The organism is Sandaracinobacteroides sp. A072 (assembly GCF_052616365.1).
In genome coordinates this window covers 382,935-406,981 of the sequence record NZ_JBQXGU010000002.1, presented here as the reverse complement: position 1 = coordinate 406,981, position 24,047 = coordinate 382,935, and the positions used below count along the sequence as shown (strand labels likewise).

At 62.8% G+C, this 24,047-nt stretch carries 25 protein-coding genes; 16 read left to right on the top strand and 9 right to left on the bottom strand.

Going from position 1 to position 24,047, the window contains the following annotated elements:
• Positions 1 to 71 precede the first annotated feature (71 nt).
• Positions 72 to 779 carry a Crp/Fnr family transcriptional regulator gene (locus ACUJ46_RS07905; RefSeq protein WP_445389921.1) on the bottom strand — a complete coding sequence of 236 codons (708 nt, stop codon included), beginning with the start codon at positions 777 to 779 and terminating at the stop codon, positions 72 to 74.
• Between the two features lie 263 nt (positions 780 to 1,042).
• Positions 1,043 to 1,735, bottom strand: coding sequence for a hypothetical protein (locus ACUJ46_RS07900; protein ID WP_445389920.1), 693 nt, complete (start codon positions 1,733 to 1,735; stop codon positions 1,043 to 1,045).
• 185 nt (positions 1,736 to 1,920) lie between these two features.
• Here ACUJ46_RS07900 and ACUJ46_RS07895 point away from each other — a divergent pair, with 185 nt between their 5' ends.
• A complete protein-coding gene (locus ACUJ46_RS07895) occupies positions 1,921 to 2,634 on the top strand; it encodes a hypothetical protein (RefSeq protein ID WP_445389919.1) in 714 nt (237 codons plus the stop codon).
• Here ACUJ46_RS07895 and ACUJ46_RS07890 read toward each other — a convergent pair.
• From ACUJ46_RS07890 to ACUJ46_RS07870, 5 genes are read right to left on the bottom strand one after another with little or no spacing between them, the layout of a single operon-like run.
• Positions 2,624 to 3,637: a zinc-dependent alcohol dehydrogenase family protein gene (locus ACUJ46_RS07890; protein ID WP_445389918.1), complete on the bottom strand. Its 1,014-nt coding sequence runs from the start codon at positions 3,635 to 3,637 to the stop codon at positions 2,624 to 2,626. The genes ACUJ46_RS07895 and ACUJ46_RS07890 overlap by 11 nt on opposite strands.
• A complete protein-coding gene (locus ACUJ46_RS07885) occupies positions 3,634 to 5,070 on the bottom strand; it encodes an aldehyde dehydrogenase family protein (RefSeq protein WP_445389917.1) in 1,437 nt (478 codons plus the stop codon). The genes ACUJ46_RS07890 and ACUJ46_RS07885 overlap by 4 nt, the downstream gene beginning before the upstream one ends.
• Entirely contained in the window at positions 5,067 to 5,990 is a 924-nt protein-coding gene (locus ACUJ46_RS07880; protein WP_445389916.1) for a polysaccharide deacetylase family protein, read from the bottom strand. Before ACUJ46_RS07880 ends, ACUJ46_RS07885 begins: the two co-directional genes overlap by 4 nt.
• Positions 5,987 to 6,904 (bottom strand): polysaccharide deacetylase family protein, encoded by a 918-nt coding sequence (locus ACUJ46_RS07875; protein WP_445389915.1) that lies wholly within the window; start codon positions 6,902 to 6,904, stop codon positions 5,987 to 5,989. The genes ACUJ46_RS07880 and ACUJ46_RS07875 overlap by 4 nt, the downstream gene beginning before the upstream one ends.
• Positions 6,901 to 7,584 (bottom strand): isochorismatase family protein, encoded by a 684-nt coding sequence (locus tag ACUJ46_RS07870; RefSeq protein ID WP_445389914.1) that lies wholly within the window; start codon positions 7,582 to 7,584, stop codon positions 6,901 to 6,903. The genes ACUJ46_RS07875 and ACUJ46_RS07870 overlap by 4 nt, the downstream gene beginning before the upstream one ends.
• 80 nt (positions 7,585 to 7,664) lie before the next feature.
• On the opposite strand from ACUJ46_RS07870, the gene ACUJ46_RS07865 reads away from it, so the two are divergent.
• From ACUJ46_RS07865 to ACUJ46_RS07840, 6 genes are read left to right on the top strand one after another with little or no spacing between them, the layout of a single operon-like run.
• Entirely contained in the window at positions 7,665 to 9,047 is a 1,383-nt protein-coding gene (locus tag ACUJ46_RS07865; RefSeq protein WP_445389913.1) for an alpha/beta fold hydrolase, read from the top strand.
• Positions 9,048 to 9,074: 27 nt separating this feature from the next.
• On the top strand, positions 9,075 to 9,581 hold the full coding sequence (locus tag ACUJ46_RS07860; RefSeq protein WP_445389912.1) for a DUF3598 domain-containing protein: 507 nt from the start codon (positions 9,075 to 9,077) through the stop codon (positions 9,579 to 9,581).
• Complete coding sequence (locus ACUJ46_RS07855) at positions 9,547 to 10,953, top strand: 3-isopropylmalate dehydratase large subunit (protein WP_445389911.1); 1,407 nt, start codon at positions 9,547 to 9,549, stop codon at positions 10,951 to 10,953. Before ACUJ46_RS07860 ends, ACUJ46_RS07855 begins: the two co-directional genes overlap by 35 nt.
• A complete protein-coding gene (leuD, locus tag ACUJ46_RS07850; RefSeq protein ID WP_445389910.1) occupies positions 10,953 to 11,582 on the top strand; it encodes a 3-isopropylmalate dehydratase small subunit in 630 nt (209 codons plus the stop codon). Before ACUJ46_RS07855 ends, leuD begins: the two co-directional genes overlap by 1 nt.
• The gene (locus tag ACUJ46_RS07845; RefSeq protein WP_445389909.1) at positions 11,579 to 12,511 is read left to right on the top strand and encodes a hydroxymethylglutaryl-CoA lyase; all 933 of its coding nucleotides are present in this window, start codon (positions 11,579 to 11,581) and stop codon (positions 12,509 to 12,511) included. The genes leuD and ACUJ46_RS07845 overlap by 4 nt, the downstream gene beginning before the upstream one ends.
• Positions 12,508 to 13,725 carry a CaiB/BaiF CoA transferase family protein gene (locus ACUJ46_RS07840; RefSeq protein WP_445389908.1) on the top strand — a complete coding sequence of 406 codons (1,218 nt, stop codon included), beginning with the start codon at positions 12,508 to 12,510 and terminating at the stop codon, positions 13,723 to 13,725. Before ACUJ46_RS07845 ends, ACUJ46_RS07840 begins: the two co-directional genes overlap by 4 nt.
• Before the next feature lie 33 nt (positions 13,726 to 13,758).
• Here ACUJ46_RS07840 and ACUJ46_RS07835 read toward each other — a convergent pair whose 3' ends face one another.
• The gene (locus tag ACUJ46_RS07835) at positions 13,759 to 14,616 is read right to left on the bottom strand and encodes a cupin domain-containing protein (RefSeq protein ID WP_445389907.1); all 858 of its coding nucleotides are present in this window, start codon (positions 14,614 to 14,616) and stop codon (positions 13,759 to 13,761) included.
• Positions 14,617 to 14,798: 182 nt separating this feature from the next.
• On the opposite strand from ACUJ46_RS07835, the gene ACUJ46_RS07830 reads away from it, so the two are divergent.
• From ACUJ46_RS07830 to ACUJ46_RS07810, 5 genes are read left to right on the top strand one after another with little or no spacing between them, the layout of a single operon-like run.
• Positions 14,799 to 15,665, top strand: coding sequence for a hypothetical protein (locus tag ACUJ46_RS07830; protein ID WP_445389906.1), 867 nt, complete (start codon positions 14,799 to 14,801; stop codon positions 15,663 to 15,665).
• Positions 15,662 to 16,396 (top strand): hypothetical protein, encoded by a 735-nt coding sequence (locus tag ACUJ46_RS07825; protein WP_445389905.1) that lies wholly within the window; start codon positions 15,662 to 15,664, stop codon positions 16,394 to 16,396. The genes ACUJ46_RS07830 and ACUJ46_RS07825 overlap by 4 nt, the downstream gene beginning before the upstream one ends.
• Positions 16,393 to 17,055 (top strand): hypothetical protein, encoded by a 663-nt coding sequence (locus ACUJ46_RS07820; protein ID WP_445389904.1) that lies wholly within the window; start codon positions 16,393 to 16,395, stop codon positions 17,053 to 17,055. Before ACUJ46_RS07825 ends, ACUJ46_RS07820 begins: the two co-directional genes overlap by 4 nt.
• On the top strand, positions 17,052 to 18,620 hold the full coding sequence (locus ACUJ46_RS07815; RefSeq protein ID WP_445389903.1) for an FAD-binding oxidoreductase: 1,569 nt from the start codon (positions 17,052 to 17,054) through the stop codon (positions 18,618 to 18,620). Before ACUJ46_RS07820 ends, ACUJ46_RS07815 begins: the two co-directional genes overlap by 4 nt.
• A gap of 32 nt (positions 18,621 to 18,652) precedes the next feature.
• On the top strand, positions 18,653 to 18,970 hold the full coding sequence (locus ACUJ46_RS07810; protein ID WP_445389902.1) for a YciI family protein: 318 nt from the start codon (positions 18,653 to 18,655) through the stop codon (positions 18,968 to 18,970).
• A 27-nt stretch (positions 18,971 to 18,997) separates the two neighbouring features.
• On the opposite strand, the gene ACUJ46_RS07805 is transcribed toward ACUJ46_RS07810, so the two are convergent.
• Positions 18,998 to 19,867, bottom strand: a complete 870-nt coding sequence (locus ACUJ46_RS07805) for a LysR family transcriptional regulator (RefSeq protein ID WP_445389901.1) — start codon at positions 19,865 to 19,867, stop codon at positions 18,998 to 19,000.
• Positions 19,868 to 19,985: 118 nt separating this feature from the next.
• Here ACUJ46_RS07805 and ACUJ46_RS07800 point away from each other — a divergent pair, with 118 nt between their 5' ends.
• The 4 genes from ACUJ46_RS07800 (at position 19,986) to ACUJ46_RS07785 (ending at position 23,969) form a co-directional block, all read left to right on the top strand.
• Positions 19,986 to 21,509, top strand: coding sequence for an FAD-dependent oxidoreductase (locus ACUJ46_RS07800; RefSeq protein ID WP_445389900.1), 1,524 nt, complete (start codon positions 19,986 to 19,988; stop codon positions 21,507 to 21,509).
• Positions 21,510 to 21,513: 4 nt separating this feature from the next.
• A complete protein-coding gene (locus ACUJ46_RS07795) occupies positions 21,514 to 21,729 on the top strand; it encodes a hypothetical protein (protein WP_445389899.1) in 216 nt (71 codons plus the stop codon).
• A gap of 2 nt (positions 21,730 to 21,731) precedes the next feature.
• Entirely contained in the window at positions 21,732 to 22,424 is a 693-nt protein-coding gene (locus tag ACUJ46_RS07790) for a hypothetical protein (RefSeq protein ID WP_445389898.1), read from the top strand.
• 150 nt (positions 22,425 to 22,574) lie between these two features.
• Positions 22,575 to 23,969: a flavin monoamine oxidase family protein gene (locus ACUJ46_RS07785; RefSeq protein ID WP_445389897.1), complete on the top strand. Its 1,395-nt coding sequence runs from the start codon at positions 22,575 to 22,577 to the stop codon at positions 23,967 to 23,969.
• The last annotated feature ends 78 nt before the right edge of the window (positions 23,970 to 24,047 follow it).

Below are 24,047 nucleotides of genomic sequence, written 5' to 3'. Positions count from 1 at the left end.
CCGGCCCGTCTTCTCATGCGGGCCATGCCAGACAGAAGAAGGCGAGGCGCTGAACGGCTGATGGTGCCGGCTCAGTCCCCGGCGAGGGCCATCAGGCGCTTGCGGTCCTTGATATCGAGCGCACGGCGGCTCGGCAGGTCGATCACGCCGGAGGCCCGCAGCGAGGAAAGCTGCCGGCTGACCGTTTCGATGGTGAGGCCCAGCACGTCCGCGATCTGCTGGCGGTCGAGCGGCAGTTCGAAACTGTCGAGCGGTCCGGCCCCGTTGCAATGTGTTTCCCCGAGCCGCTGCGACATTTCCAGAAGGAAGCTCGCCACGCGCTCCGTCGCGGACTTGCGGCCCAGCAGCAGCATCCAGCGCCGCGCGCGGTCAAGTTCGTCCAGCGCACGGTTCAGCAGACGGTGTTCCAGCTCCGGATGCTCATGGGCGAAGCGGTCGAAGGCGGCGCGCGGGAAGAGGCACACGCGCGAGTCGACCAGGGCCGTCACGCTGTGCTGGCTTCTTTCGCCGAAGGGGCGGCCAATGAAATCCGAAGGATAGACGACGCCGACGATCTGTTCGCGCCCGTCGCTGGTGGAGGTGGAAAGCTTCAGCACGCCTTCGATCACATTGGCGACGAGCAGGGCGTCCTCACCCTCCCACACCAGAGTCTGGCCCTTGCGGACGGTCTGGATACGGCCTTCGCGACCGAGCATCTGCCGGTCTTCCGGCGCCAGCGCAGAGCAGATGGACCGGTTGCGGACGACACAGGTCTCGCAATGCTCGGCTTGCGCAACCATGCGCTGATCATGCACTCCGTTACGCTCCGATTTGGTCTGCTGCACGCAACCGGTTCCTCGCTGCCGCCCGAGGACAGGTATTGGAGAATTTCAGCCCACATGTAAATGACCCGGCTGCCCGCACCTGTCATGGCTGCCATGCCATCCAGCCATAAGGGCCAGCTGAGACCGGCATCAAGGGGAAGTAGCCGAGAAATGCAAAGGGCGGCAGCGATCATTGTCGCCGCCGCCCGATGCTGGTGCGATTTCCTGCGCCGAACCTGTCAGAAAGGCTTCACGGCACCAAGGAAACAGACCGTCGAGATGGTGATCCAGTAGATGTAAGCGGAGATGCGGGCCTGGGCGATTTCCCGCTCGAGGGCTGCTTCCTGCTCGGGGTCATCCCTCATGGCCAGGATGCGGAAGCGTTCGGTCCAGCGACGCATCACGAGCCGGAGAAACAGCCCGATGATGAGCGCGAAGCCGTAAAGCGCCATCTTCGATGGATACCAGTAGCTGCCTTCGCCGGAAACGATCGGGCCGCTGCCGTTGAAGGCAAGGAAGGCCGCTATGAACAGGGCTGCAATGAGCGGATAGCGCAGAAGCTCTTCCGTTCGTGTCACCTTGATGCCCATGTCTGTCTCGCGCTTAAAGAAGGCGGTCCAGGTCATGGCGAGCCAGACGATGAAGAACAGCCACATCCACCAGACACCATTGCCTTCGAGAATGGGCACGAAGCCGAACAGCTTGCCCATATGAAGACCCAGCGGAAGCAGAAGCACGATGCCCGTGCGCGCCAGAATGTCGATGCGATAGGCGGTTTCCATGTGCCTGCGTCGCTCTTCAAGCGAGAGGTTGCGGTTCGTCACATGATAGCTTGTCTGGAAAACGCCCCATTCGCCACCCAGCCAATAGACCATGGCGATGATGTGAACCCAGCGCAGTATGCTGAGTTCGTTGGCAGTGAGGAAATCCATGTCCGGCCCCTTCCTATACCCCGTATCGGCCTAAAGCCTGCCTCGGTCTTAACCTTGTGTCGGCTTTGCCTGTCTTTGCCGCGGTCCATGTCACGGATAATTTGTCTGGACAAATTTAGTGAATACAGCAAAAACCTGAAACTGCAACACCGCGCGTGCCGTGCGGACGGAAAAGGGGATTCAGGATGCAGCATCGCCTGATCGAGGGCCGCCTACGCTACACATCGCGCAAGCCCGGCAGGGAGGGACAGGAGCGCGGCTTCGAAACCTTCATGTTCACCCGCCATGCTGACGGCAAGGTCACCATGCGCGCCCATTGCGAAATCTACGAGCCCGAGCCCACGGTCATGCGGGACATCATCTATTCCATCGACGAGAACAAGCAGCCGATGGACCTGCATGTCCGGCTGACCGTAGGGGACCGCTTCATGGGCAGTGGCTGGCTGCGCTTCGATGGTGAAACAGTGGAATGCGAAAGCCATGGTCCGTCGATCGGCAGGCTTTCGCAGAAGGTTCGTGCGCAGCTTCCGCTGGATGGGTTTGGAACGCATCCGATCGTGTCGGATGGCTATCTTCTTTCAACCAAGCCCTGGAAGGAGGGCGAACGCAAGACCTTCAACCTCTATCTTCCATCCCCCGATCATCGCGGGGCGACGCCGCCGCAGATCGCCCACGTCCGCATGGACGCCATCTTCATCGGTCGCGAAGACGTTACAGTCGAGGCAGGCAGTTTCCAGGCCCGTCACTTCCAGTTTGTGGATGACGGCACGAGCGGCATGGCCGGGGAGCATCCGCCCTACGATCTCTGGATCACCGATGATGAGGACGGCATATTTCTGAAGGGTGGTGTCGGCGGTTACATGATGACCTGGTACGAACTGGTCGAACTCAGGCGCTGATCATGATCTTGCCGATGTGCCGCGCCTGATCCAGCGCGGCAAGGGCTTCCGGCGCCGAATCGAAGTCGAACCGTGCTTCGATCGGCGGCCGGATCCCGGTTCGGGCGACAAGGGCAACAAGATCCGCAAGCATTGCCCGACTTCCGGATGTCAGCCCCTTGAGCGTGATGTTCTTGCCGATCAGGCCTGACATGTTCGGGGCATGGCCGAGCGTGCCGGCAAGGCCGCCGATCAGCGCGATGCGCGCATTGGGGGCAGCTGCGGCCAGTGTCTGTTCGATCTGCGACAGTCCGATCGTGTCCACGATCACGTCTGCACCACGCCCGCCTGTGGCTTCAAGAAGGGCGGCTGCCCAGTCAGGCCTTTTGGCGTAGTTGATGCAAAGGTCCGCGCCGAGCGCGCGGCATCGTTCGAGTTTTTCGTCGCTAGAAGAGGTGATCGCGACAGACGCACCCAGCGCCTTTGCCAGTTGCAGGGCAAAGATGGAGACACCTCCCGTGCCCGGTGCGAGCACGAGGTCGCCCGGACCTGTTTTCGCGAACACGGAAATGGCGTGCCACACGGTTGTGCCGGCAGCGGCAAGCGTGGCGGCCGTTTCCACCGGCATTCCATCCGGCACGGGGACGAGGGATTTTGTCGGCAGGCAGATGTGCCCGGCCAGCCATCCATCCCGCGTAACGCCCAGATCCTGAGCGAAAATGGAGGGGGAGTAGGGGCCATCTGTCCATTGCACGAAATGCGGTGCGATCACCCGCTGACCGGGGGAAAGGCCATGCGACGCGCCTTCGATCTTCTCGATGACGCCCACGCCATCCGACAGGGCGACGCAGTCTTCCCGCTTGCGTGCGCCATACTGCCCGCGGAGTATAAGCAGGTCGCGATGATTGAGACAGGCGGCCTCGACCCTGATCAGCGCCTCACCCATGACGGGTTCCGGAATCGGCTTTTCCACCAGCCTGAGTGATTTCAGGCCATCCTGCGGGCCGAGTGTCCAGGCCTTCATGCAGCGCCCCTTTCTCCATAGGCAGCCAGTGGCAGCGGTGTGCCGCACTGCCTGATCAGCGCCTGCCGGCGGAAGAAGCGCAGGAGGCCGCTGTCACCCATGCGGCTTGGCCCCATGCCCGACATGCCGAAACTGGATTTCTCAGCCTCCCAGACGATCGCCGTGAGGGAGCCGTCATTGAGGGACACTGCGCCGACATTAAGGCGCTTGCCGACTGCTTCCGCTTCCTCGAGCGACCCGGCGAAGACCGCGCCCGACAGCCCGTAGATGCTGTCATTGGCAAGCGTCACGGCCTCGTCCACGCTGTCGAAGACTGTAACCGGAAGAATCGGACCGAAGCTTTCCTCACGGATCACGGCCATTTCGGGGGACACATCGACCAGCACGGTTGGGCGCAGATATTTGCCGCCACCCAGTGTCTCGACCTTGCCGCCCGCAAGCAGGCGTGCACCCCTAGCCACTGCCTCGTCGATGTGCGCCTGTGCGATTTCGGCCTGTCGGGCAAAGATGAAGGGGCCGATGTGGCCTTGATCGATGTCGGGATAGTTGAGTTCGGTTGCCTCGGCATTCCGGACAAGGGCTGCGATGAAGGGTTCGGCGATTTCGCGCGCGACATAGATACGCTCGATCGACTGGCATGCCTGACCGCTGTTGACGACGGAGGCGCGCAGCGCGGTGGCGGCGGCCTTTTCAGGGTCGGCGCTTGCAAGGACCAGCATGGGATCCTTGCCGCCCAGTTCGAGGCTTGCCGGTATGAAGGCGCTGGCCGCCGCTTCGGCGACCTTGCGACCAGTCGGCACAGAGCCGGTGAAGGCGATGTAATCCACCAGCGGCACGAGCGCCCCGCCAGTGGCGCCGTCGCCTTCCACCAGCGCGATAATGTCGGCGAGGTCCGGCACTTCGGCAATGGCTGCCATCAAGGGGCGAACGAAGCGCGGCGTCACTTCGGAAGGTTTGATCAGAACCGCGCAGCCCGCCATCAGGGCCGGGATGGCGTCGATCAGTGCGAGAATGAGCGGAAAGTTCCAGGGCGATATGACACCTACCAGTTGGTAGGGTACCAGCCGCACATCGGTCCGGATGGTCGGGTGTACTGTCTGGAAGCCGCTGACCATATGCCGCTCGATGAGACCGGGCGCCGCATTTGCCCAGCGGTTCAGCGACTGCACGGTGCTCATGACTTCCGTGCGCGAAATGCCGGCTCGTCCCGTATCCGCAGAAAGGGCGGCCGTGATCGCGTCGGAATGGCGGCTGACGGCTTCTGCCAGCGCCTTTAGGATCGTGCCGCGCTCTTCCGGAGAGCGTGCTGCCCATCCTGGCTGGGCCGTTCGCATGCGGGCGGCAAGGGCAGCCAGATCCGGTGGATCGAGCGCGGCGATCCTGTAGTCTGTTCTGCCTGTGCGCGGGTTCGCGATGTCGAGCAAGCGGCTCATGCTTGCGCCTTCCAGCTGTCAAGGATGTCGGAACCGGTCGCGAAGCCGATGGCCTGGTTTCCGGCAAGTCTTCGCACAAGCGAGTCAAAGGCGTCGATCCGGTATGGCAGGCCCATGATATAGGGTGTCAGATGCATCGGCAGCATGCGCCCGCCATGGCTGGCGGCCTCGGTCAGCAACCAGTCGGCTGCGTCTGCTATCTGTTGTGCATAGCTGTCCACCGACTGCTGCTGAACATTGAGGATCTGACGATCGGACAGCTCATGGTTCAGCGGGATGTTGACGATGTCGCCAGAGGCCGTTGAAAAGCGGTAGGGCAGCTCGTCGTTTACCCAGTCGCACATATATTCGACTCCCGAATCGACCAGATGCCGTGGCGTGGCGAAGCTCTGCGAGCGTGCGATGGAGAGCCAGCCGCGCGGCCTTCTGCCCGTCATGCGCTCCAGTGTATCGAGCGATTGCGTGATGATCGCCTTTTCGACATCGTCCGGCATGCCGCTGGCGATCGTGGCGTTCATGTCGGTCGCGTGCGCGATGATTTCATGTCCGCCCGCCAGAATGTCTTCGATCAGGGGCGGATAGCGCTCGGCAATGGCCGAATTGCAGGCGATGCTCACTTTTGCGCCGACTGCCTCGAAGGAATCGAGCAGGCGGTAGATACCGACCCGCGTTCCATATTCGCGCGCAGTATAATGGCGGTAATCCGGATACGCCGTCTGCATGTGACCGGGAGCCCGGAAGGGCTGGTCATTGGGCACCATCGGGAAATATTCGAGGCTGATGAGCGGCCAGATCAGCAGCTTCCTGCCTTCAGGCCACTGGATGGGCTTGCGGTCTGGAAATTTGCTGTACGGATAGTGATCATGGTCCATCCCGCGCCTGCGCATGGGATAGTCGAGATAGGCTGGATCGAGGCTCATGCCTGCTTCTCCCGCGTGATGGCGCCGGCGGCATCGGTGACAGCGCGATAGGCATCGACGATCTCGCCCGCGCGGGCGATCCAGGCCCGCCCGTCGGCCGCAATGTGGCGCAGCACTTCCTCGAATGGCCCGATGCGGTGGGGCTGGCCGATCAGGTAGCTGTGCAGCGGAATGCACATGACGGTGCCGGATGCCTCGCCTTCGCGTGCCAGACGCTCATACTGCCGGATCAGCGTGTCGGCATATTCGCGCGGGCTCATGTTGTAGATGAAGAAGCCATAATGGTCATTCACCTCGAGGCTGTAGGGAATGGCGGTCAGCCTGCCCTTGGCCACCTTGATGTCCGTCGGCTGGTCGTCGTGGTAGAGATCGCAGGTATAATCCAGCCCATAGTCCGCAATCAGGTCAAGCGTCCGAGGCGTATGGGTGAGGGCGGGTGCCAGCCAGCCCCTGATGCGCTGCCCGGTGGCATTCTGGACCGTGCGGATGCTGTCCTCGATGATGGCGCGTTCCTGTGCCTCGTCCATGCCGTAGCTGTAGCGCGTGTTGTAGATGCCATGGCTGAAGAATTCCCAGCCGCGCGCCGCCGCATCCTCGACCACTTCGGGAATATGGTCGCACAGGGCGACGGACAGGCTGACTGAGCCGGGGAAGCCGTGCCTGGACATCACGTCGGCCATGCGCCAGTGCGACACCCGGTTGGCGTGATCGCGATGGCTGTAGCCCACCACGTCCGGGTGTGGCTTCGCCCAGCTCTTGCGATGGGGGTTGGGCGCAGGGTCGAGTTCGTAGAACTCGAGGTTGGGCGCGACCCATACGGCACAGGTCTTGCCGCCTGGCCATTCCAGCTTCGGTCGCCCCCGCCAGGGGGCATAATCATAAAGCCCCGGATCTGATTTGCGTATTTGGCTCATGCTCTCTGTTCCAGCCAGTCGATCACAGCCTGTGCCGGTTCGACATCGGCATATTTCAGCTGCAGGTCGGTCAAATTCGCGAAATGATAGCTTTCATGCTTGTCGGCGCAGGTCTCGATGGGGACGATGGTGCGATAGCCGTGGCTCAGCGCGTCGACGGCGGTCGCGCGCACGCAGCCGGAAGTGGAGCCGCCCGTCACCACGACCGTATCCACCTTGTGCCAGACGAGATAGCTGGCAAGCGGGGTTTCGAAGAAAGCGCTGGGCATGCGCTTGGTGAATTCGAGATCGTCCGGCCCGATTGCGCAGCGCGGGTCATAGGCATGCCGGTCCGAACCGTATTTGATGTTCTGCAGGCTGTCCTCGGTATCGGTCCGCGTCCCCCACACACCGGCATCGCCGGCATCGGCCTTGTAGGCAACGCGACTCCAGATTACCGGCATCCCTGCCGCGCGCGCCAAAGCGGAAATGCGGTTGATCCATGCAATCTGATCCGGGTCAGTCTCATAGGCGGTCCGGAACATGTCGGTGCGGGTATAGGCCTGCTGCACATCCACGTTCACGATGGCGAGCTTCTCGCCGAAACCGAATTTCTTTCGCGCCGGATTGGCCATCACTTCCTCGAAGATCTGGCGGGCCGTCTTTCCGTCGCTGATCATTTTCGTGCCAACAAGTGTCATCTCGTGCGAACTCCTGTCTTGCATCCATTCTGGCCAAGCGTTACCGGGTTGTCCAGATAAATGTCCGGACAAATTATGCCATGCAGATAACCCGTCACTACCTCACCATCTCCACCGCATCCGGCCCGCGCCGTGTGCACTATCGAAAATGTGGCGAGGGGCCGCCGCTCCTGATGGTGCACCAGAGTCCTCGGTCCTCGGCCGAATATGAGCCGCTCATGCGGCAATGGGGTGAGCATTTCACCTGCATCGCGCCAGATACGCCGGGTTTCGGTCAGTCCGACAGGCTGGCGAAGCCTTCGCCCGACATTGCTGACTATGCCGATGCGATTGCCGAATTCGTCACTGCCATGGGGCTCGAGGGCTGCATCGCCTACGGCTTCCATTCCGGGGGAATCATCCTCGTCACGGCGCTGCGGCGCCATTCCGGCCTTTTCCGCGCCCTGGCCATTGGCGGTTATGCGGTCTGGACGGAGCAGGAAGTGTCCCTGTTCGGGAAGAGCTATCTGCCCGCGTTCCTGCCCAGTTCCTATGGCGAGCACCTGACATGGCTATGGAACCGCATGCTTGAGCAGAGCTGGTTCTTCCCCTGGTTCGATACCCGCCCGCAAACGCGGCTTCCGATGGCGCATGATGATCCGGCTCGCGTGCACGAGGCCATTCTCGAGATGCTCGATGCCGGCGATGCCTATCGCGACGGTTATGGTGCAGTCATCAATGCTCCACGGGACATTCCCGACGCCGTGGACAATCCGGCGCCCTGCCTGATCACGGCCTATGATGGGGACCCGCTGCAGGTGCATATCGACCGGCTGGGCGCGTTGCCGCCTGGCTGGGAGGCGCGCAAGGTGACGACGCCTGAAGCGCACCGTGCGGCGAGCATCGATTTCCTCCGGCCCCATGCCGGACCTTTCCGGGCCGACTTCCCGGAAGATGCCGATGCCGGCTTCCTGCCGGTGAAGACGCCGCATTTCGACGGACTTGTCCACTGGTCCGGAAAGCCGGGGGCGGAAACGCTGCTGGTTCATGCGCCCGCGCGTGAAGCGTCCCTGACCAATCATCAGGGTGTGCTTGCGATCGATCTGCCCGGCCACGGGCTTTCTTCCGGATGGGCCGGCCCGGCCCCGGACGACTGGTCTGCCTGGCAGGCCGTGATCGACGCCGCTGCGGCCGCGCTGGGTGCGCGCGCCTGCCAGTTCGAGCCGCTTCCGACGGGCGATCCGGACAGGCTTTATCCTGACCTTTCACCCGACAGGCATGGAAATTATCTGACAAAAGCGTGGAGCATCGCGCGCGCCGAGTGTTTCTTCTCGCCTTGGTATGTGGCTTCGGCTGCAACGGCAATCGCCTTCAGCCCGGTCGATGCCGCGCCCGAGCGGCTGGCGCAGGTTCATCGTGCCCGCCTGCGTGCAACGGCCGCGAAGGCCTGTCACTCGGCCAGGATCGCAGCAGGGCTTTCCTGACAATTCCACTTCATGAGGATCATGGACATGACAGACATCCGCCAGGCCATGCCGCTTCTCGCTCGCCATGAAGGCGTGTGGGATGGGGTTTACAGCTATTTCAATGCGCAGAACGAGAAGGTGGACGAGCATCAGAGCCGCCTGATCTGCCGCTTTCCCGATGAAGGCCCTTTCCCCTATCACCAGACCAACCATTACATGTGGGCTGATGGGCGGCGCGAAACCCGTGAATTTCCGGCCCTCTATCGCGACGGCCGCGTCTGGTGGGACAATGATCTGATCAAGGGCTGGGCCGCCGAGGTGCCGCTCGACGAGTACAAGCGCACTGTCATGCTCTATTGGCAGCGCACCGGCGATCCTTCGCTATACCTCTATGAGCAGATCCAGATTTCCGATTGCGGGCAATATCGTTGCCGCACCTGGCACTGGATCCGCAATGGCATGCTGGAAACCCGGACCGCCATCAACGAGCGTTTCGTGACCAGGGACTGGCACACTGTTGACGCCCGGATGCGGGAGGCCAACGCTGCCTGAGCCCCGAACTCTTTTCGCGAAGATCTGGGACGCGCATGTCATCGCCCCGCTGGGCGATGACGGCGCGATACTGGCGATCGACCGGATCTTCCTGCACGAGCGGACAGGCGCCGCCGCCTTGAACGCCCTTGCCGAGGCCGGGCGCAAGGTGGCGGACCCGTCGCGTGTCTTTGCCGTGACGGACCATATCGTCGATACGCGCCCCGGTCGTACCGACCAGACCCTGATGCCGGGCGGCCAGGCTTTCATCACCGAGACCCGTGCGGCGACGAAGGCGGCCGGCATACGCCTCTTCGACGTGAACGACCCCGATCAGGGCATCGTGCACGTGATTTCTCCCGAACTGGGCATCGTGCTGCCAGGCGTGACCCTGATCGCGCCAGACAGCCACAGCTGCACCCAGGGCGCTTTAGGCGCGCTGGCATGGGGTATAGGTTCGTCCGAGGCTGAACATGCCATGGCAACCGGCACGCTTCGCATGAAGCGGCCGAGTACGATGCGCGTCACGTTCGATGGCAGGCTGGCGCCTGTTGTCAGCCCGAAGGACATGATCCTTGCACTGATTGCAGCCCATGGTGCCGGCGGCGGGGCAGGGCATGCCATCGAATTCGCCGGCGGTGCGGTAGAGGCCCTTTCGATGGAAGGGCGGATGACCCTGTGCAACATGGCAACCGAATTCGCCGCCATGACGGGCATGATAGCGCCGGACCAGACCTGTTTCGATTGGCTGAAGGGGCGTCGGTACGCGCCATCTGGCGCCATGTGGGACAGGGCTGTTGCAAGCTGGCGATCACTGCGCACGGACGCAGGCGCCCGTTTCGATCGCGAGATCTACATGGATGCCGCATCGATCGCCCCGATGGTCAGCTGGGGCACCAGCCCCGAGCACAGCATCCCTGTTGACGGGACTGTCCCGCAAGGGTCCAGCCCGCAGGTTCATGACTATATCGGTCTTGCTCCTGGCCAGCCCGTTTCCGGTGTTCCCATTGACGCCGCCTTCATTGGCAGCTGCACAAACGCACGCCTTTCCGACCTGCGGGTCGCCGCCGCCATCCTGAAGGGTCGCAAGGTCGCGAAGGGGGTCAAGGCCCTTTGTGTTCCCGGCTCAATGCAGGTGCGGCGTGACGCAGAGGCCGAGGGGCTCGACAAAATCTTCATCGAAGCCGGTTTCGAGTGGCGGATGAGCGGATGCTCCCTGTGTTTTTATGCCGGAGGCGAGGGCTTTCCCAGCGGCGCGCGGGTCATTTCCACCACCAACCGCAATTTCGAGGGCCGGCAGGGGCCGGGTGTGCGCACCCACATCGCCAGCCCGGCAACGGTCGCGGCGAGTGCGCTGGCTGGTTGTATCGCCGACCCGAGGGGGATCGCCTGATGGCCGAACCATTCAAGACCCTTTCGGCAGTGCCTGCCCCGCTTTTGCGGGACAATGTCGATACCGACCAGATCATCCCTTCGCGCGAGATGAAGAGCACGGGCAAGACAGGCCTTGCCGATGGGCTGTTCGCTGGCTGGCGATACACGGAAGCCGGCGGTCGGGTCCCCGATCCGGCATTCGTGCTCAACGATCCGCGTTTTGCGCACAGTGCCGTGCTTCTGGCAGGCCGCAACTTTGGCTGCGGTTCCAGCCGTGAGCATGCGGTTTGGGCACTGGTGGAATATGGCGTGCGCTGCGTGATCGCCGAAAGCTTCGCGCCCATTTTCGCAGGCAATGCGGTGCGCAACGGCTTGCTGCCGCTGGCGCTCGACAAGGGTGCGATCGCCGTCATCACTGAAAGCCACGCACCCGTCACCATTGATCTGGCCGTGCAGAGCGTGACGGCGGGTGACGGCAACGCCTGGCATTTCGAGCTGGATTCGGAAGCAAAGGCGATGCTGCTTGAAGGGCTGGATGCAATCGACCTGACCCTGAAGCATGCCGATGCCATTTCGGCCTGGCAGGCATTGGACAGGCAGGAAAGGCCGTGGGTCTATTCCGGCGGCATGGAAGGAGAGGCGGCATGAGCCAGCGAATCCAGATCAGCGAAGTCGGCCCGCGCGACGGGCTCCAGAGCATAGACCGGGTGATGCCGACCGCGGCCAAGAAGGCGTGGATCGATGCATTGGCGGCTGCCGGTGTCAGCGAGATAGAGGTGGGCAGCTTCGTGCCGCCGAAACTTCTGCCGCAAATGGCCGATACGGCCGAAATCCTGACGCATGCGCTTGGAAAAGCTGGCCTTGCGGTCGTTGCGCTGGTGCCCAACCTGAAGGGGGCTGAAAGGGCGATTGCAGCCGGCGCGCACAAGATCTCCATCCCCTTCTCGATGTCCGAGACGCACAGCATCCGCAATGTGCGCAAGGATCATGCCGCGATGCTGGACGAGATCGCCGCTATCGCCACTCTGGTCGCAGAACAGCCCAAAGGGCGGCGCCCGCAGTTCGATGTCGGGCTTTCGACTGCATTCGGCTGCACCATCGAGGGGCCTGTGCCCGAGGATAGAGTTGTCCGGCTGGCTGAGGCGGTGATCGCCCGCGGTGTCAGCGAAGTCTGCCTTTCGGATACTACGGGTTATGCCAATCCGGCGCAGGTGCGCCGTCTCGTGCGGGCCGTGAAGGAGGCTACCGGGGCGGACAGGCTGAACACTCTGCATCTTCACAATACGCGCGGCCTAGGTCTCGCCAATGTGCTGGCCGGCCTGGATGAAGGGATCACCACCTTCGATTCGTCTCAGGCCGGGCTTGGCGGCTGCCCGTTCGCCCCCGGCGCGTCCGGCAATATCGTCACCGAGGATCTTGTCTTCATGCTGGAGGCGATGGGGCTTGATACCGGTATCGACCTCGATCGCCTGATCGCGGCACGCGCCATCATCAGCGAGGCTCTGCCGGGTGAGCCGCTTTATGGTTTCACGCCGGATGCGGGCGTTCCACTGGGCTTCAGAAAGGCCGCACAATGACTGACAGCGATGCCGACATGCCGTCACCCGGAATGACGCAGGCCGGGCCGGCCCCGCTAGCGGGCATACGGGTTGTCGAATTTACTCACATGGTGATGGGGCCGGCGGTTGGCGCCATTCTTGCCTCGCTTGGCGCCGAGGTCATCCGGGTCGAGCCAATCGGAGGCGACCAGACCCGGCGCCTGCTCGGGTCGGGTGCTGGTTATTTCCCGATGTACAACCGCCACAAGCGGAGCATCTGCCTCGATCTGAAGAGCGAGGACGGGCTTGCCGTGGCGCGTGATCTGGTCCGGAATGCCGATGTGCTGGTCGAGAATTTCAGGCCGAATGCCCTCGAAAGGCTCGGCCTTGGCCATGAGGCCATGAAAGCCATCAACCCGCGCCTCATCTATTGCTCGGAAAAGGGTTTCCTGCCCGGCACCTATGAAAATCGCACGGCGCTTGATGAAGTGGCGCAGATGATGGGCGGCCTTGCCTACATGACCGGCCCGCCGGGACGCCCCCTCCGCGCCGGCTCCAGTGTCATCGATGTGACGGGCGGGATGTTCGGCGTGATCGGAATCCTTGCTGCGCTCAACGAGCGACATCGTACCGGCGAGGGTCAGCTGGTGCAGAGCGCCCTGTTCGAGACAACCGTCTATCTCATCGGCCAGCACATGGCCCAGAAGGCTGTCACCGGGAAGGCTGCCGCGCCTATGCCGGCTCGGATTTCCGCCTGGGCCATCTATGATGTGTTCGAGACGAAGGACGACCCCATCTTTATCGGAGTCGTCTCGGACGGACTGTGGGAAAAATTCTGCAGGCTTTTCGCCCTCGATGACCTCTGGGCTGACCAGTCCCTGCGTGCGAACAATGCCCGCGTGCTGGCGCGCGACAGGCTGATGCCGCGCATTCGCGACCTGATCGCCGGTTTCACCCGCCAGGAACTTGTCGACCGGCTGGAAGGCACGGGGCTTCCCTTTGCTCCCATCGCCCGGCCCGAGGACATGTTCGACGACCCGCATCTCAATGCGGGCGGCGGCCTTGAGCCGGTAACGCTCGACAATGGCGCCGAGGCAAGGCTTCCGACATTGCCGATTACCCTGAACGGCCTGCGCCCGGGTTCAGCCAGCACCCTGCCGGAACCGGGCGCCGATACGGGCAGCATATTGCGCGCACTCGGCTATGATGACGAACGGATCGGAACCTTGAAGGTTGCGGGCGCTGTTGGTTGATGCGGCTGGCCAGCTTCGTGCCGCCGCCGCGCTTCAATAGGGCGGTGGCGGCACCCATGGCATGCCGGACAAATATGCCAATTCTGGCGGCAGCACCGGGGAATAGGGGGCATCGAAGCTGAACGGGGCCTCGTCGTCCGTCCAGACGTTGACATGCCGGCCACCGACGAAACGGATCAGGGAGACAGCCCCCCAGCGTGCCCCGAAGGGGCCATGGGCAATGCCAGCCGGCCGCCAGAAATAAGCGCCCGGATACATGGTGCCGTGCGGCCCTGTCAGCGAGCCGGAGATGCAATAGGCCTCCTCGACGACAGGGTGTATTTCCTTCGGTCCCTTGTTCCCCGGAGGGATCGCCTGTGGCAGGATAAGCGACAGGAACGTGCGTTCGCCCGTTTCGGGGTCGGTCCGGAGGTTCTTTCTGCCGATGCCCAGATGTTTCAGATTGGCGTCATTGAGGGCAAGATCCCAGGACATGGCAGTGACATCCAGATGCGGCACCGCTCGGGGCGAGCGCTCTGCGCTGCCGTCGCCAGCCAGCGGCATGAGCGTCGGTTCGCGGTTGTAGAAGGCGAGTATGACGCAGCCCTGCGTCGAATGCATCTCCGAGCGCGTCCAGCCGGCTGGCAGAAATGCATAGCTGTCTGCCGGATAGACATGGCCATCCATCACCAGCGAGCCATCGAGGACATAGAATTCCTCGTCCGCCGCGATATGCTCCGGCCCCAGCCGCGACCAGCCGGGCGGATAGCGCATCAGAACGGAGCAGGCGCCATCCGAGGGGTCGCGGCTCAGCATCCTGTATTCGACATCAGGCCGTGCGAGGCCATGTCCGATGCGCCGCCAGGGGAGCATCTGGGACTGGATGAATTCTATGTGTCCACGGCCTGGCATATGCCCCCTCTCCCATCGTGGTCAGCTTTGGTTCCTGCCCGAAACTAGGGCAGGAAAAAGGCAGCGTCATCCGGGATTTGCTCGCACAATCCCGGGTTGTTCACCATCAATTGCTGGTTGCTGGACTTTGTCCGGACAAAAGCACAGAAATTCATCTGAAACAGCAGGTGTGAGGAAGAGGGATGACGGGGAATCCATCAAGTCTTGTGCGGGCTGCGCTGCTTTCCGCAGCGATGCTCGCCATGCCGGTTCCGGCGGTTGCAGGGCAGCAGGCAGGAGGCGCCGCTGAAGGAAGCGATGCGCGTTCGCAGGCGCCGGAAGCTTTGCGCCTCTGGGTCGATGCGCGTGCCGGTACCGGCAAGCCGGTCCACTGGGTCGCGGAGGGCGGGGTCTATGATTACCCCAGCGGGCGCAAGCTTTTCGGCATGGTGGGCTTCGACAGCAGCAAGGTGATATGGCCTGAAAAGCCGGGGGATCCGATCCTGCACCTCACGCGCAAGACATTCGCCTACACGCACCCGGAAACCGGCGAGATCCTGAAGGAGTGGAACGGCAAGCCGGTCACGCCCATTGCCTACCCCTATCAGTTGATCCGCTATCGCATGGAAGACGGCCGCATCCATGCCGATGTGGAACAGGGTGCGGGTGATGACATCCGCCATATCCGTTCGGGCGAAGGCATGCGGATGCGCTGGATGGGGCGCGACACGCTTGCCGTTACGGCGCCTGTCTTCCTTGACCTGCCGCTGCCGGGTGGCGCGCGCTACGAAGCCTGGGAAAATTATGATTTCTTCCTCCACCGGCCGGGCACGGTCAGCCAGCCCCACCAGATGAGCTGGCAGCGCTATGGCGCGCTTCCGCCCTTCGCCGGCAAGGGCAAGGCCATCTACCACCTGTTGTCATGGCGCGTGGAACGTCATGAGGATTTCCCGCCAGCAATCCTGGAATGGGCGCGCAGGGAAAAGCCCATGTGGCTGGTGCCTCCGGCCGATGTTGCTGAAATCCGCCGTCTGCAGACTGTGAAGGCCGGTGAGGGCTGGGCGCAATGAGCGGTGTCGTTGAAAGCTTCGTTGGCGAATTGCGCTACACCAGTTCAGCGCCGGGCCGCGAAGGCGCCGAGCGCGGGCGCGAAAGTTTCCGCATGGACCTGCACCGCGATGGCTCGCGGGTTCTGGCCGCCCACGCCGAGATTGACGATGCGCCGCCCGTGGTCAGGGACGTGAACCAGCGCATCGGGCCGGATGGCTTGCCGCAGGACAGTTTCGTCCGCATTTTCGTCGATGGCCGCTTCCGCGGAAGCGGCTGGTTCCGTTTCGGCCCGACGATGGCGGAATGCGAGGCCATCACCACGGTGGAAGGGCGGCTTTCGCAGCGGCTGGAACTGGACAGCCCGCTGCTGGCTTTCGGAAACCATGCCATCATCAACGACGGCTTCCTCCTCAGCCTCTTTGATCTGGAGAAGGGGCCGGGTGACCAGCTTGTCGAGCGGCTTTATCTGTCTTCGCCCGATCATCGCGGCGCCACCGGGCCGATGTTCTTTCCGGTTTCGCTGATGATCCGCTTTCACGGCCGGGAAAGCCTGACAGTGGAGGCCGGCACCTTCGATGCGCTCCACTTTTCCTTTCCCGATGTGCCCGGCCTTCCGGAAGAGCATCCGGACTATCACCTCTGGTGCACGGCAGACGGGCATTACATACTGCTGAAGGCTGAAGTCGGTGGTTACATGCAGACGCGCTATGAACTTGGCGTGCTGCATCACATCAGGCACGGTCAGCCATGAACCCTGTCTGGATCCTCGTCGCACATATCGCCGTGCTGGGATACTGGCTCGGCTCCGAACTGGTGATCAATTCCACCTATCGCTACGTGAGCTACAGCAGGTCCATGCCGTTTGACGAGCGTGCGCGGCTGATGGAGCATGTCATGCATGTCGATCAGCATGTGCGCTACGCGCTTGTGCTGCAGGCCATGCTGGGAACCATGCTGGCGGCTGCCTACGGGCTTGTGCCCGGTGGTGACATGCTGTTGTGGGCAGCCCTTGGGGCGGGTCTCGTCTGGCTTGGCTTTGTCGAAGCCGTCCACAGGCTGCGGCACGCGCCCCTTGGCAAGCGGCTCGGCGCTATTGACCGTGGATCGCGCTATGTCCTCATGGCTCTGCTGCTTGCGCTCGCCTTCGGTGTCCTTGGCGGGGGCTGGGGCATGCCCTTGTGGCTTCGGCTTAAGCTGGGCCTCTTTGCCGGCGTGATGGCCTGCGGTGTCGGGATCCGCTTTGCCCTCATTGCCCATTTCCGCACCTGGGCGGAAATGGCGCGCGACGGCGTGACCGATGTCCGCAACCGCGTGATCGAACAGACCTATGTGCGCGCCACCTTGGTGCTGCTGCTGTTGTGGGTCTTCATCGCTGCCATCGTGGTGGTAAGCGTGGTGAAGCCGGCATGACGCAGGGCGCCCTTCTCGACCGTCTGCGCCAGATGTGCGGGGCTGATGCCGTCATTACCGACACCGTCCGGCTGGACGAGGCCCGCCACGATGTGCACCATAGCGGCTGTGCGCCGCTTGCCATTCTGGCGCCAGATGATGCCGACAGCCTGCCGCCCGCCATTGCCGCGATCACGGAGGCGGGGCTGTCGGTCGCGCCACGGGGCGGCGGTCTCAGCTATACCGCCGGTTATCTGCCGCAGACCGGGCGCACCATCCTCGTGGACATGGGCCGCCTGAGCCGCATCCTCGAGATCAGGCCGGATGACATGACGGTGACCGTCGAGGCCGGGGTCACCTGGAAGCAACTTTACGAGGCCCTGGCGCCACATCGCCTGCGCCTGCCTTTTTTCGGAACATTTTCGGGCAAGGGCGCGACTGTCGGAGGAGGCCTGAGCCACGGGGCGCTGTTCTTCGGGTCAGCGCGATATGGTTCTGCGGCAGACATGGTGCTGGGTCTCGATGTCGCCCTTGCTGACGGGCGGCTCATGCGGACGGGGCAGGGCATGTTGAAGGCCGCGCCGGCGAGCTTCCTGCGCAACCATGGGCCTGAACTGACAGGTCTTTTCCTGCACGACGGTGGCGCGCTTGGTGTCAAGCTGCGCGCGACCCTCAGGCTGATCCGCATGCCTGCGGCTTTCGACCACGCCAGCTTTGCGTTCCCCGGCATCGAACATGCCAGCGACGCCCTGTGCGCACTGGCGCGTGAGGGGCTGGCCGAAGACATCTACATCATGGATCCGGCGGCGACCGATCATCTCGATCTCGACAGCGCCGACATGATGCGATCGGCGATGGCGGTGGCCAGGGCTTCGGGCGGCGCCATGGGTGCCATGAAATCCCTAGTCGCGATGGGCAGGGCCGGCAAGTCCGTGATCCCCAGGGGGCATTATTCCCTGCACGTGACGGCCGCTGCCCGCTCGAAGGAGGCTGCCGCCGCCGACATATCGGATGCGGTCCGGATTGCCCGCGCCCATGGTGGCGAGCAGGTCACGGCAACGATCCCCATGGTGGCGCGCGCCGACCTCTTCGCCAATCTGAATGGCGTGCTTGGTCCGGAAGGCGGGCGCTGGGCTGCTCTCAACGCCAAGGTTGCCCATTCGGATGCCCGTCGCCTGATCGCGGCCTTCGATGCCATGATCGAGCCTCATGCTGCCGAAATGGCGGAAAAGGGGGTGCGCTACACGCGGCTTGCATCGGCGCTGTGGAACCATTGTTACAGTTTCGAGCCCGTATTCCACTGGCACGATGCCTGGCTGCCCTTGCATCGACAGGCGCCGGATCCGTCGCATCTTGCACGGCAGGCGGAACCGAAGGCAAATCCGGAAGCCCGCGCGCTTGTCGATCGCCTGCGCCTGGCGACAGTGGAACTGTTCCGGGATATCGGGGCTGTCTCCAACCAGATCGGCCGCGTCTACCCATATCTTTCCGCTCTGGAGGATGGACCACGCGACCTGCTTCTCACCCTTAAGCATACGCTCGATCCGGACAAGCGGATGAACCCTGGCGTCCTTGAATTTCCCTGATCCAGACAGACCCAGCCTGAAGGAGTCACACCATGGCCGACACCGAAAACCAGATCTACGTCATCCACTGCATCGACAGGCCCGACAGCAAGGACAAGCGCATGGAAGGGCTGAAGGCCCATCTGGCGCATGTCGACGAGGTGTTCGACCGCATCCACCTTGCCGGGCCCATGCATGACAGCGCGGGCGGCTTCATGGGGTCCCTGCTTGTAATCAGCGCGAAGGATGAATCCGATGCGCGCGCCTTTCTCGAATCCGACCCTTATTTCAAGGCGGATATCTGGGAGCGCATCACCATCAGCCGCATGGGCGTGAAGCTGGGAAGCTGGGTTGGCGGCAAGCCCTGGTAAGGGCTGTCGCACGCACGGGTTTAAGCCTCAGTCCGCCAGCGCCGCGAGCAGTGCGCGCGTGAGATCGTCCATGTGGGCGCGCTTGCGGCGCATGAGGTAGATGGGTGTCTGCCAAAGGCCATCCGCGAGATCGCGCCACAGGAGTTCCGGCATGTCCTGACAAAGGGAATGCGGCAGGATGGTGAGGTAGCGTGAAAAGCGCAGCGCGTGCAGCGAGAAGAGCACGGACGTCGTCATGATGCCGGGGCGCGGCACGCCGAGCCCCGCATCGACGAAGGACGCGGCAATCCTGTCATCGAGAAGCGCCGTGTTGCGCCCCAGGATCCAGCGGGCGTCGGCGAGATCGGCAAGGGTGCGCGCTTCCGCGAGAAGCCGATTGCTGATGCACCCTGCGACGCCCCAGCGTTCGTGCTGCAAGGGTTCCAGCAATATGCCTTCCGTTTCGGCGCCAAGCTGGGAGGACAGGGCGATATCGAGCTCGCCATGGTTGAGCATGGCAACGAAATCCGTGTCTATGCCGCCTTCCACGTCGATACGAATGGTGGGGTTTGCCTCGCTGAAGCGCGTGACCCGCCGGCCGAGGCTGCTTGCCGCGGCAATCGGACTGAGGCCGACGATGAGTCGTCCGCGCTGAAGCCCGAGTTCAGCCCTTGCGGCATTGCGCAGTCGGCCTGCGTTGGCGATCGTCTGCCGGGCATGCTCTGCAATGGCCTCGCCCAGGCGGGTCGGAACCATTCCGCGCGCTTCGCGTTCGAAGAGGCGGCCGCCCATATCCTCTTCAAGACGGGCAAGGCTTTTCGAAAGGGCCTGCTGTGTTACGCCCACGCGGATGGCGGCGGCGGTGATGCTGCCCGCATCGAGCACCGCGAGAAAATGGGATAGCTGGCGCAGTTCCATGGGTCACTACAAACATGGTTTGTGGATTTGGACAACCATTTGCTGGAATTTGGCCCGTCATTCCGCCTAGGAAAGTCCGGACAAATATTGGATGATCTCAGATCAGCGGGAGAAGACGATGGCGAGTCTGAAAAGTGTCGGCCAGTGGGATGATGTGGTCGATGTTCTGATCTGCGGCTACGGCTGCGCAGGGGCATCCGCCGCGATCGAGGCCCATGATACAGACCCCACGGCGCGCCTTCTGGTCATCGAGAAGGCGCCGCAAGCCTTCGCCGGGGGGAACTGCAGGGTTTCTGGCCAGTCGCTCCTGATTTCCAAGAACAAGGAATCCCTCAAGGATTACCAGCGCCGCATGAGCGCGGCGAACCCGGTGAACGAAGAGATGCTCGACGAATGGGCCGAGCGCATGGTCAACCTCGAGCCCTGGATCCAGCAGGTTGCAGCCGATGCTGGCCAGGAATTCCTGCGCGGAACCGGCTTTTCCAGCCGCGATGCCGTACTTGAATTTCCGGAGTTCGGCGCCCGTGACGCCGTCGCCTATACGGCGACCATTCTTCCCATTCCATCCGGTGTCTGGCTTGCGCTGAAAGCCAATGTCGAGAAACGCGGCGTACCGGTTCGCTTCGACACCCGCATCGTCGATCTCATCCAGGATCCCGACACGCTGGAAGTGTTCGGCGCCTGGGTCGAGGAAAAGGGTGTGCGAAAGGCAATCCGGGCCGAGCGTGGTGTCATCATGGCCGTCGGCGGTTATGAGGCCTCCCCATACATGCAAAAGAATTATTATGGTTTGTCCGATGTCGTGCCGCTGGGCACGCCCTATAATGAGGGCGACGGGGTGCGCATCCTTCAGAAGGCTGGAGCCGAGCTCTGGCATATGCGCAATCAGGGTCAGTCCGGCGGGATCTGGCCCGGCATTCGGCAGCCACATCAGCAGACATGCTATCTGCGCAACTTCTTCCTGCCGGCCTTCAGCTGGTTCGACATCGATAGCACCGGGCGTCGTTTCTACAACGAGGCCAATGAGCTGCAGTTGACCCACTACAAGGAAAAGAAGCACGGCCGTTTTGTCGACGTGCCCCTGCACCATGCCCATCCGGTCCACATGATCCTCGACGAAACCAGCCTCCAGGCCGGCAAGCTGGTTCTGGAAGTGATGACCTGGAGCGCAGTTGTTACGGCCGAACCCTGGAGCGAGGACAACAGCGCCGAGATCGCCTCGGGCCTCATCAGGAAGGCGGACAGCATCGCCGGTCTTGCAGCCCAGATCGGTATCGAGCCTGCCGTGCTGGAAGAGGAAGTTGCGCGCTATAATGCAGCTTGTGCCGCCGGCCGGGATGAAGCCCATGGCCGCAGCGCTGAAACCCTTCAGCCGCTGGCGAACGGCCCCTTCTATGCCGTGCCGATCACTCCGGCGATCGTCTGCACTGGCGGCGGAGCGCGGCGTGACATGGACGGCCATGTGTTCGACCATGACGGCAACAGGATCCCGCGCCTTTTCGAGGCGGGCGAACTCGGCTCCTTCATTTCCGATCTCTATCAGAATGGATCCTACCTCACCGAAGCGATGATTACCGGCCGGGCCGCGGCGCGGTCAGCGCTGGCACTCAAGCCGGTGCGCCTGCCCGAAGCGGCGGAGTAATCCGATGCTGGTCAAAACACCCGCAATCAAGCTGGGCGTGGAAGTGCGCGAGGTGAAGACCGAGGAGGACCGGCTGGTGCTCTCTGGCGTTGCCAATGCCATGCCCTGCACGGTCGAGATTGGCAGCGCGGAACTGGCCGCGCTTGCCGGCATGCTGATGCGGCCTGCGGTGATCGGCCTGGTGCTGAAGTCACTGTTCAGGCGCGATCGGAAGGCCTGACCATGGCGGACTTTCTTTCGGTATATGAACTTCAGATCCTGAAATTCCTGCACATCCTTGCCATGACCTACTGGCTGGGCGGGGAATGGGCGGTATTCCAGACTTCCTACAAGGTGGTGAACCCGGCGTTGAGCGTGCCGGAGCGTGTTCGTCATCTTGATACGGTCTTCCGCATCGATGTCGTTTCCCGGATCGGCATCATCTCGCTTCTGCCGCTGGGCCTGCACATGGGCCATCTGTGGGGCGTGCAGCCTTATGGCGGCACATTCCTGCTGCTGGTCTGGCTTGTCTGGGCTGCCTGGCTGGTCATCACCCTCCTTGCCTTCCGCGACAAGATGCAGAAGCAGAAAACAGTGTTCGGCATGCTGGAAGACTGGTCGCGCTACCTGCTGATCCCGTTGCTGCTGGTCGTGGGAGCAACCACGCTCATGGGCATGGGGCCGTTCGAAAGCGGTGAGGGGCAGAAATGGTATGGCATCAAGATCCTGATCTTTGGCGCCACCATCATTATAGGGCTTGTTCTTCGCCATTATCTGCATGAGTGGCCGGGCATCTTCGCAACGCTTGCAATAGGCCCGAACGAAGCGGCCGAGGCCCGGCTTGCCCAACTCATACGGGCAGCGAGGCGCGTGGCCATCCTCTACTGGATCGCTATCGCTGCCGCCGGCTTTGTCGGGGCGCTCAAATTCATCTGATGGCCATGAACCCGCCACCGGACTCCTGTTTTCATTCTGCCACGCGAGGCGCCCGGCCATTGGCCCGGGCGCCTTTTCGCCTTTCAGTGGCACGCCATGTCACTTTTCCATTCCAGTGCGCAGTCGCGCCGCAGCCAGAGGAACACCGGCATGACTTATCTGACCAGACGCAGCTTCATGGTCGGTCTTGGCTTGAGCGTTGCGGCCTGCGCCACGCCCCGCGCAGCCAGCGGACAGGATGCCGACGTCCTGGTCGTGGGCGCCGGGATCTCTGGCCTTCATGCCGCCCATCTGCTGGAAAAGGCCGGCCTTAAGGTCCTGATTGTCGAAGGCAGTGAGCGGATCGGCGGCCGGGCGCATACACTTTACGATCTGCCCGGGTCTCCGGATGCGGGCGGTGTGCAGATCGGATCCAATTATGCCCGCGTGATCGCAGTAGCAGAGCGTCTGGGCGTCGAACTCCACGAGCCGCCATCGCGCGGGTCCGGGCCGCTTTATCATGTGCGCGGCACTACGCTTACGGCAGAACAATGGCCAGAGTCGCCCGCCAACCGGCTCATGGGCGCGGAACGGGCCACGAGACCTGACAGGCTGCTTTCTTCCTTCATGCGGCATTTCCCGCCACTCGCTGGTGCGGAAGACTGGATGAAGCCTGAAAGTGATGCGCTCGATATCTCCGTTCGCCAGTTTGTCGAAAGCCGGGGTGCTTCTCCGGAAGCCCTGCGGCTCATTGGCTGTAATCTGAATGGTACGGACATGGAGAGGCTTTCGGCGCTGCATCTTGCCAGGAGCAGCGCAGTCTACCGCCAGGGCAGGGGGCCGGTGCGCTTCGTGCGCGGCGGCACGCAGCGACTGACCGATGCGATGTCAGCCGCGCTGGCATCCCCGATCATGACAGGAGATCCAGTCGTGGCCATGGCCGAGGAAGCAGGGCGCGTGCGGCTTGAACTTGCAAGCGGCCGGCGGCTGTCGTCCCGGCACGTCATCTGCACCGCACCTTTCTCGATAGTGCGAAAGATGCGGATCGACGCGCCGCTCAGCCCGCACACGCGGGCCATGATCGCCGAACTGCCCTACACGAAGGCGAGCTTCGCCTATCTTGCGGCCACGGAACCATTCTGGATCACCGATGGCCTGCCGCACGACATGTGGAGCGATCACCCGCATCTCGGCCGCATATTCGCGCTTGGTGCGGATCCGGCGGTTCTGAAGGTCTGGATCAATGGCGCCGATGCAGTGGCGTTGGACCGGATGCCCGACGCGGATGCGGCGGCAGCCATTATTGCCCGCATAGAGGCAGCCCGCCCGTCGTCGAAGGGCAAGCTTTCGCTGATCAGCATGTGGAGTTGGCAGAAGCAGCCATTTGCGCGCGGCATCTATGCCCATCTCGGTACCGGCCAGCGTGCCGCCATGGCAGCGGCTTGCAATGATCGTGCCGGTCGTCTGCAATTCGCGGGTGATCATCTGGGCCGTGCCTACAGCGGTTTCGAAGGCGCAATGGAAAGCGGCGAGGATGCTGTCAGGGCGGTGCTGGCAAGAGCCTGACAGCCCTCGGAAAGCAGATGTGAAAAGGGCAGGCCGTCTGAAGACGACCTGCCCTTTTTCATGCAGTCTTGCCGACTT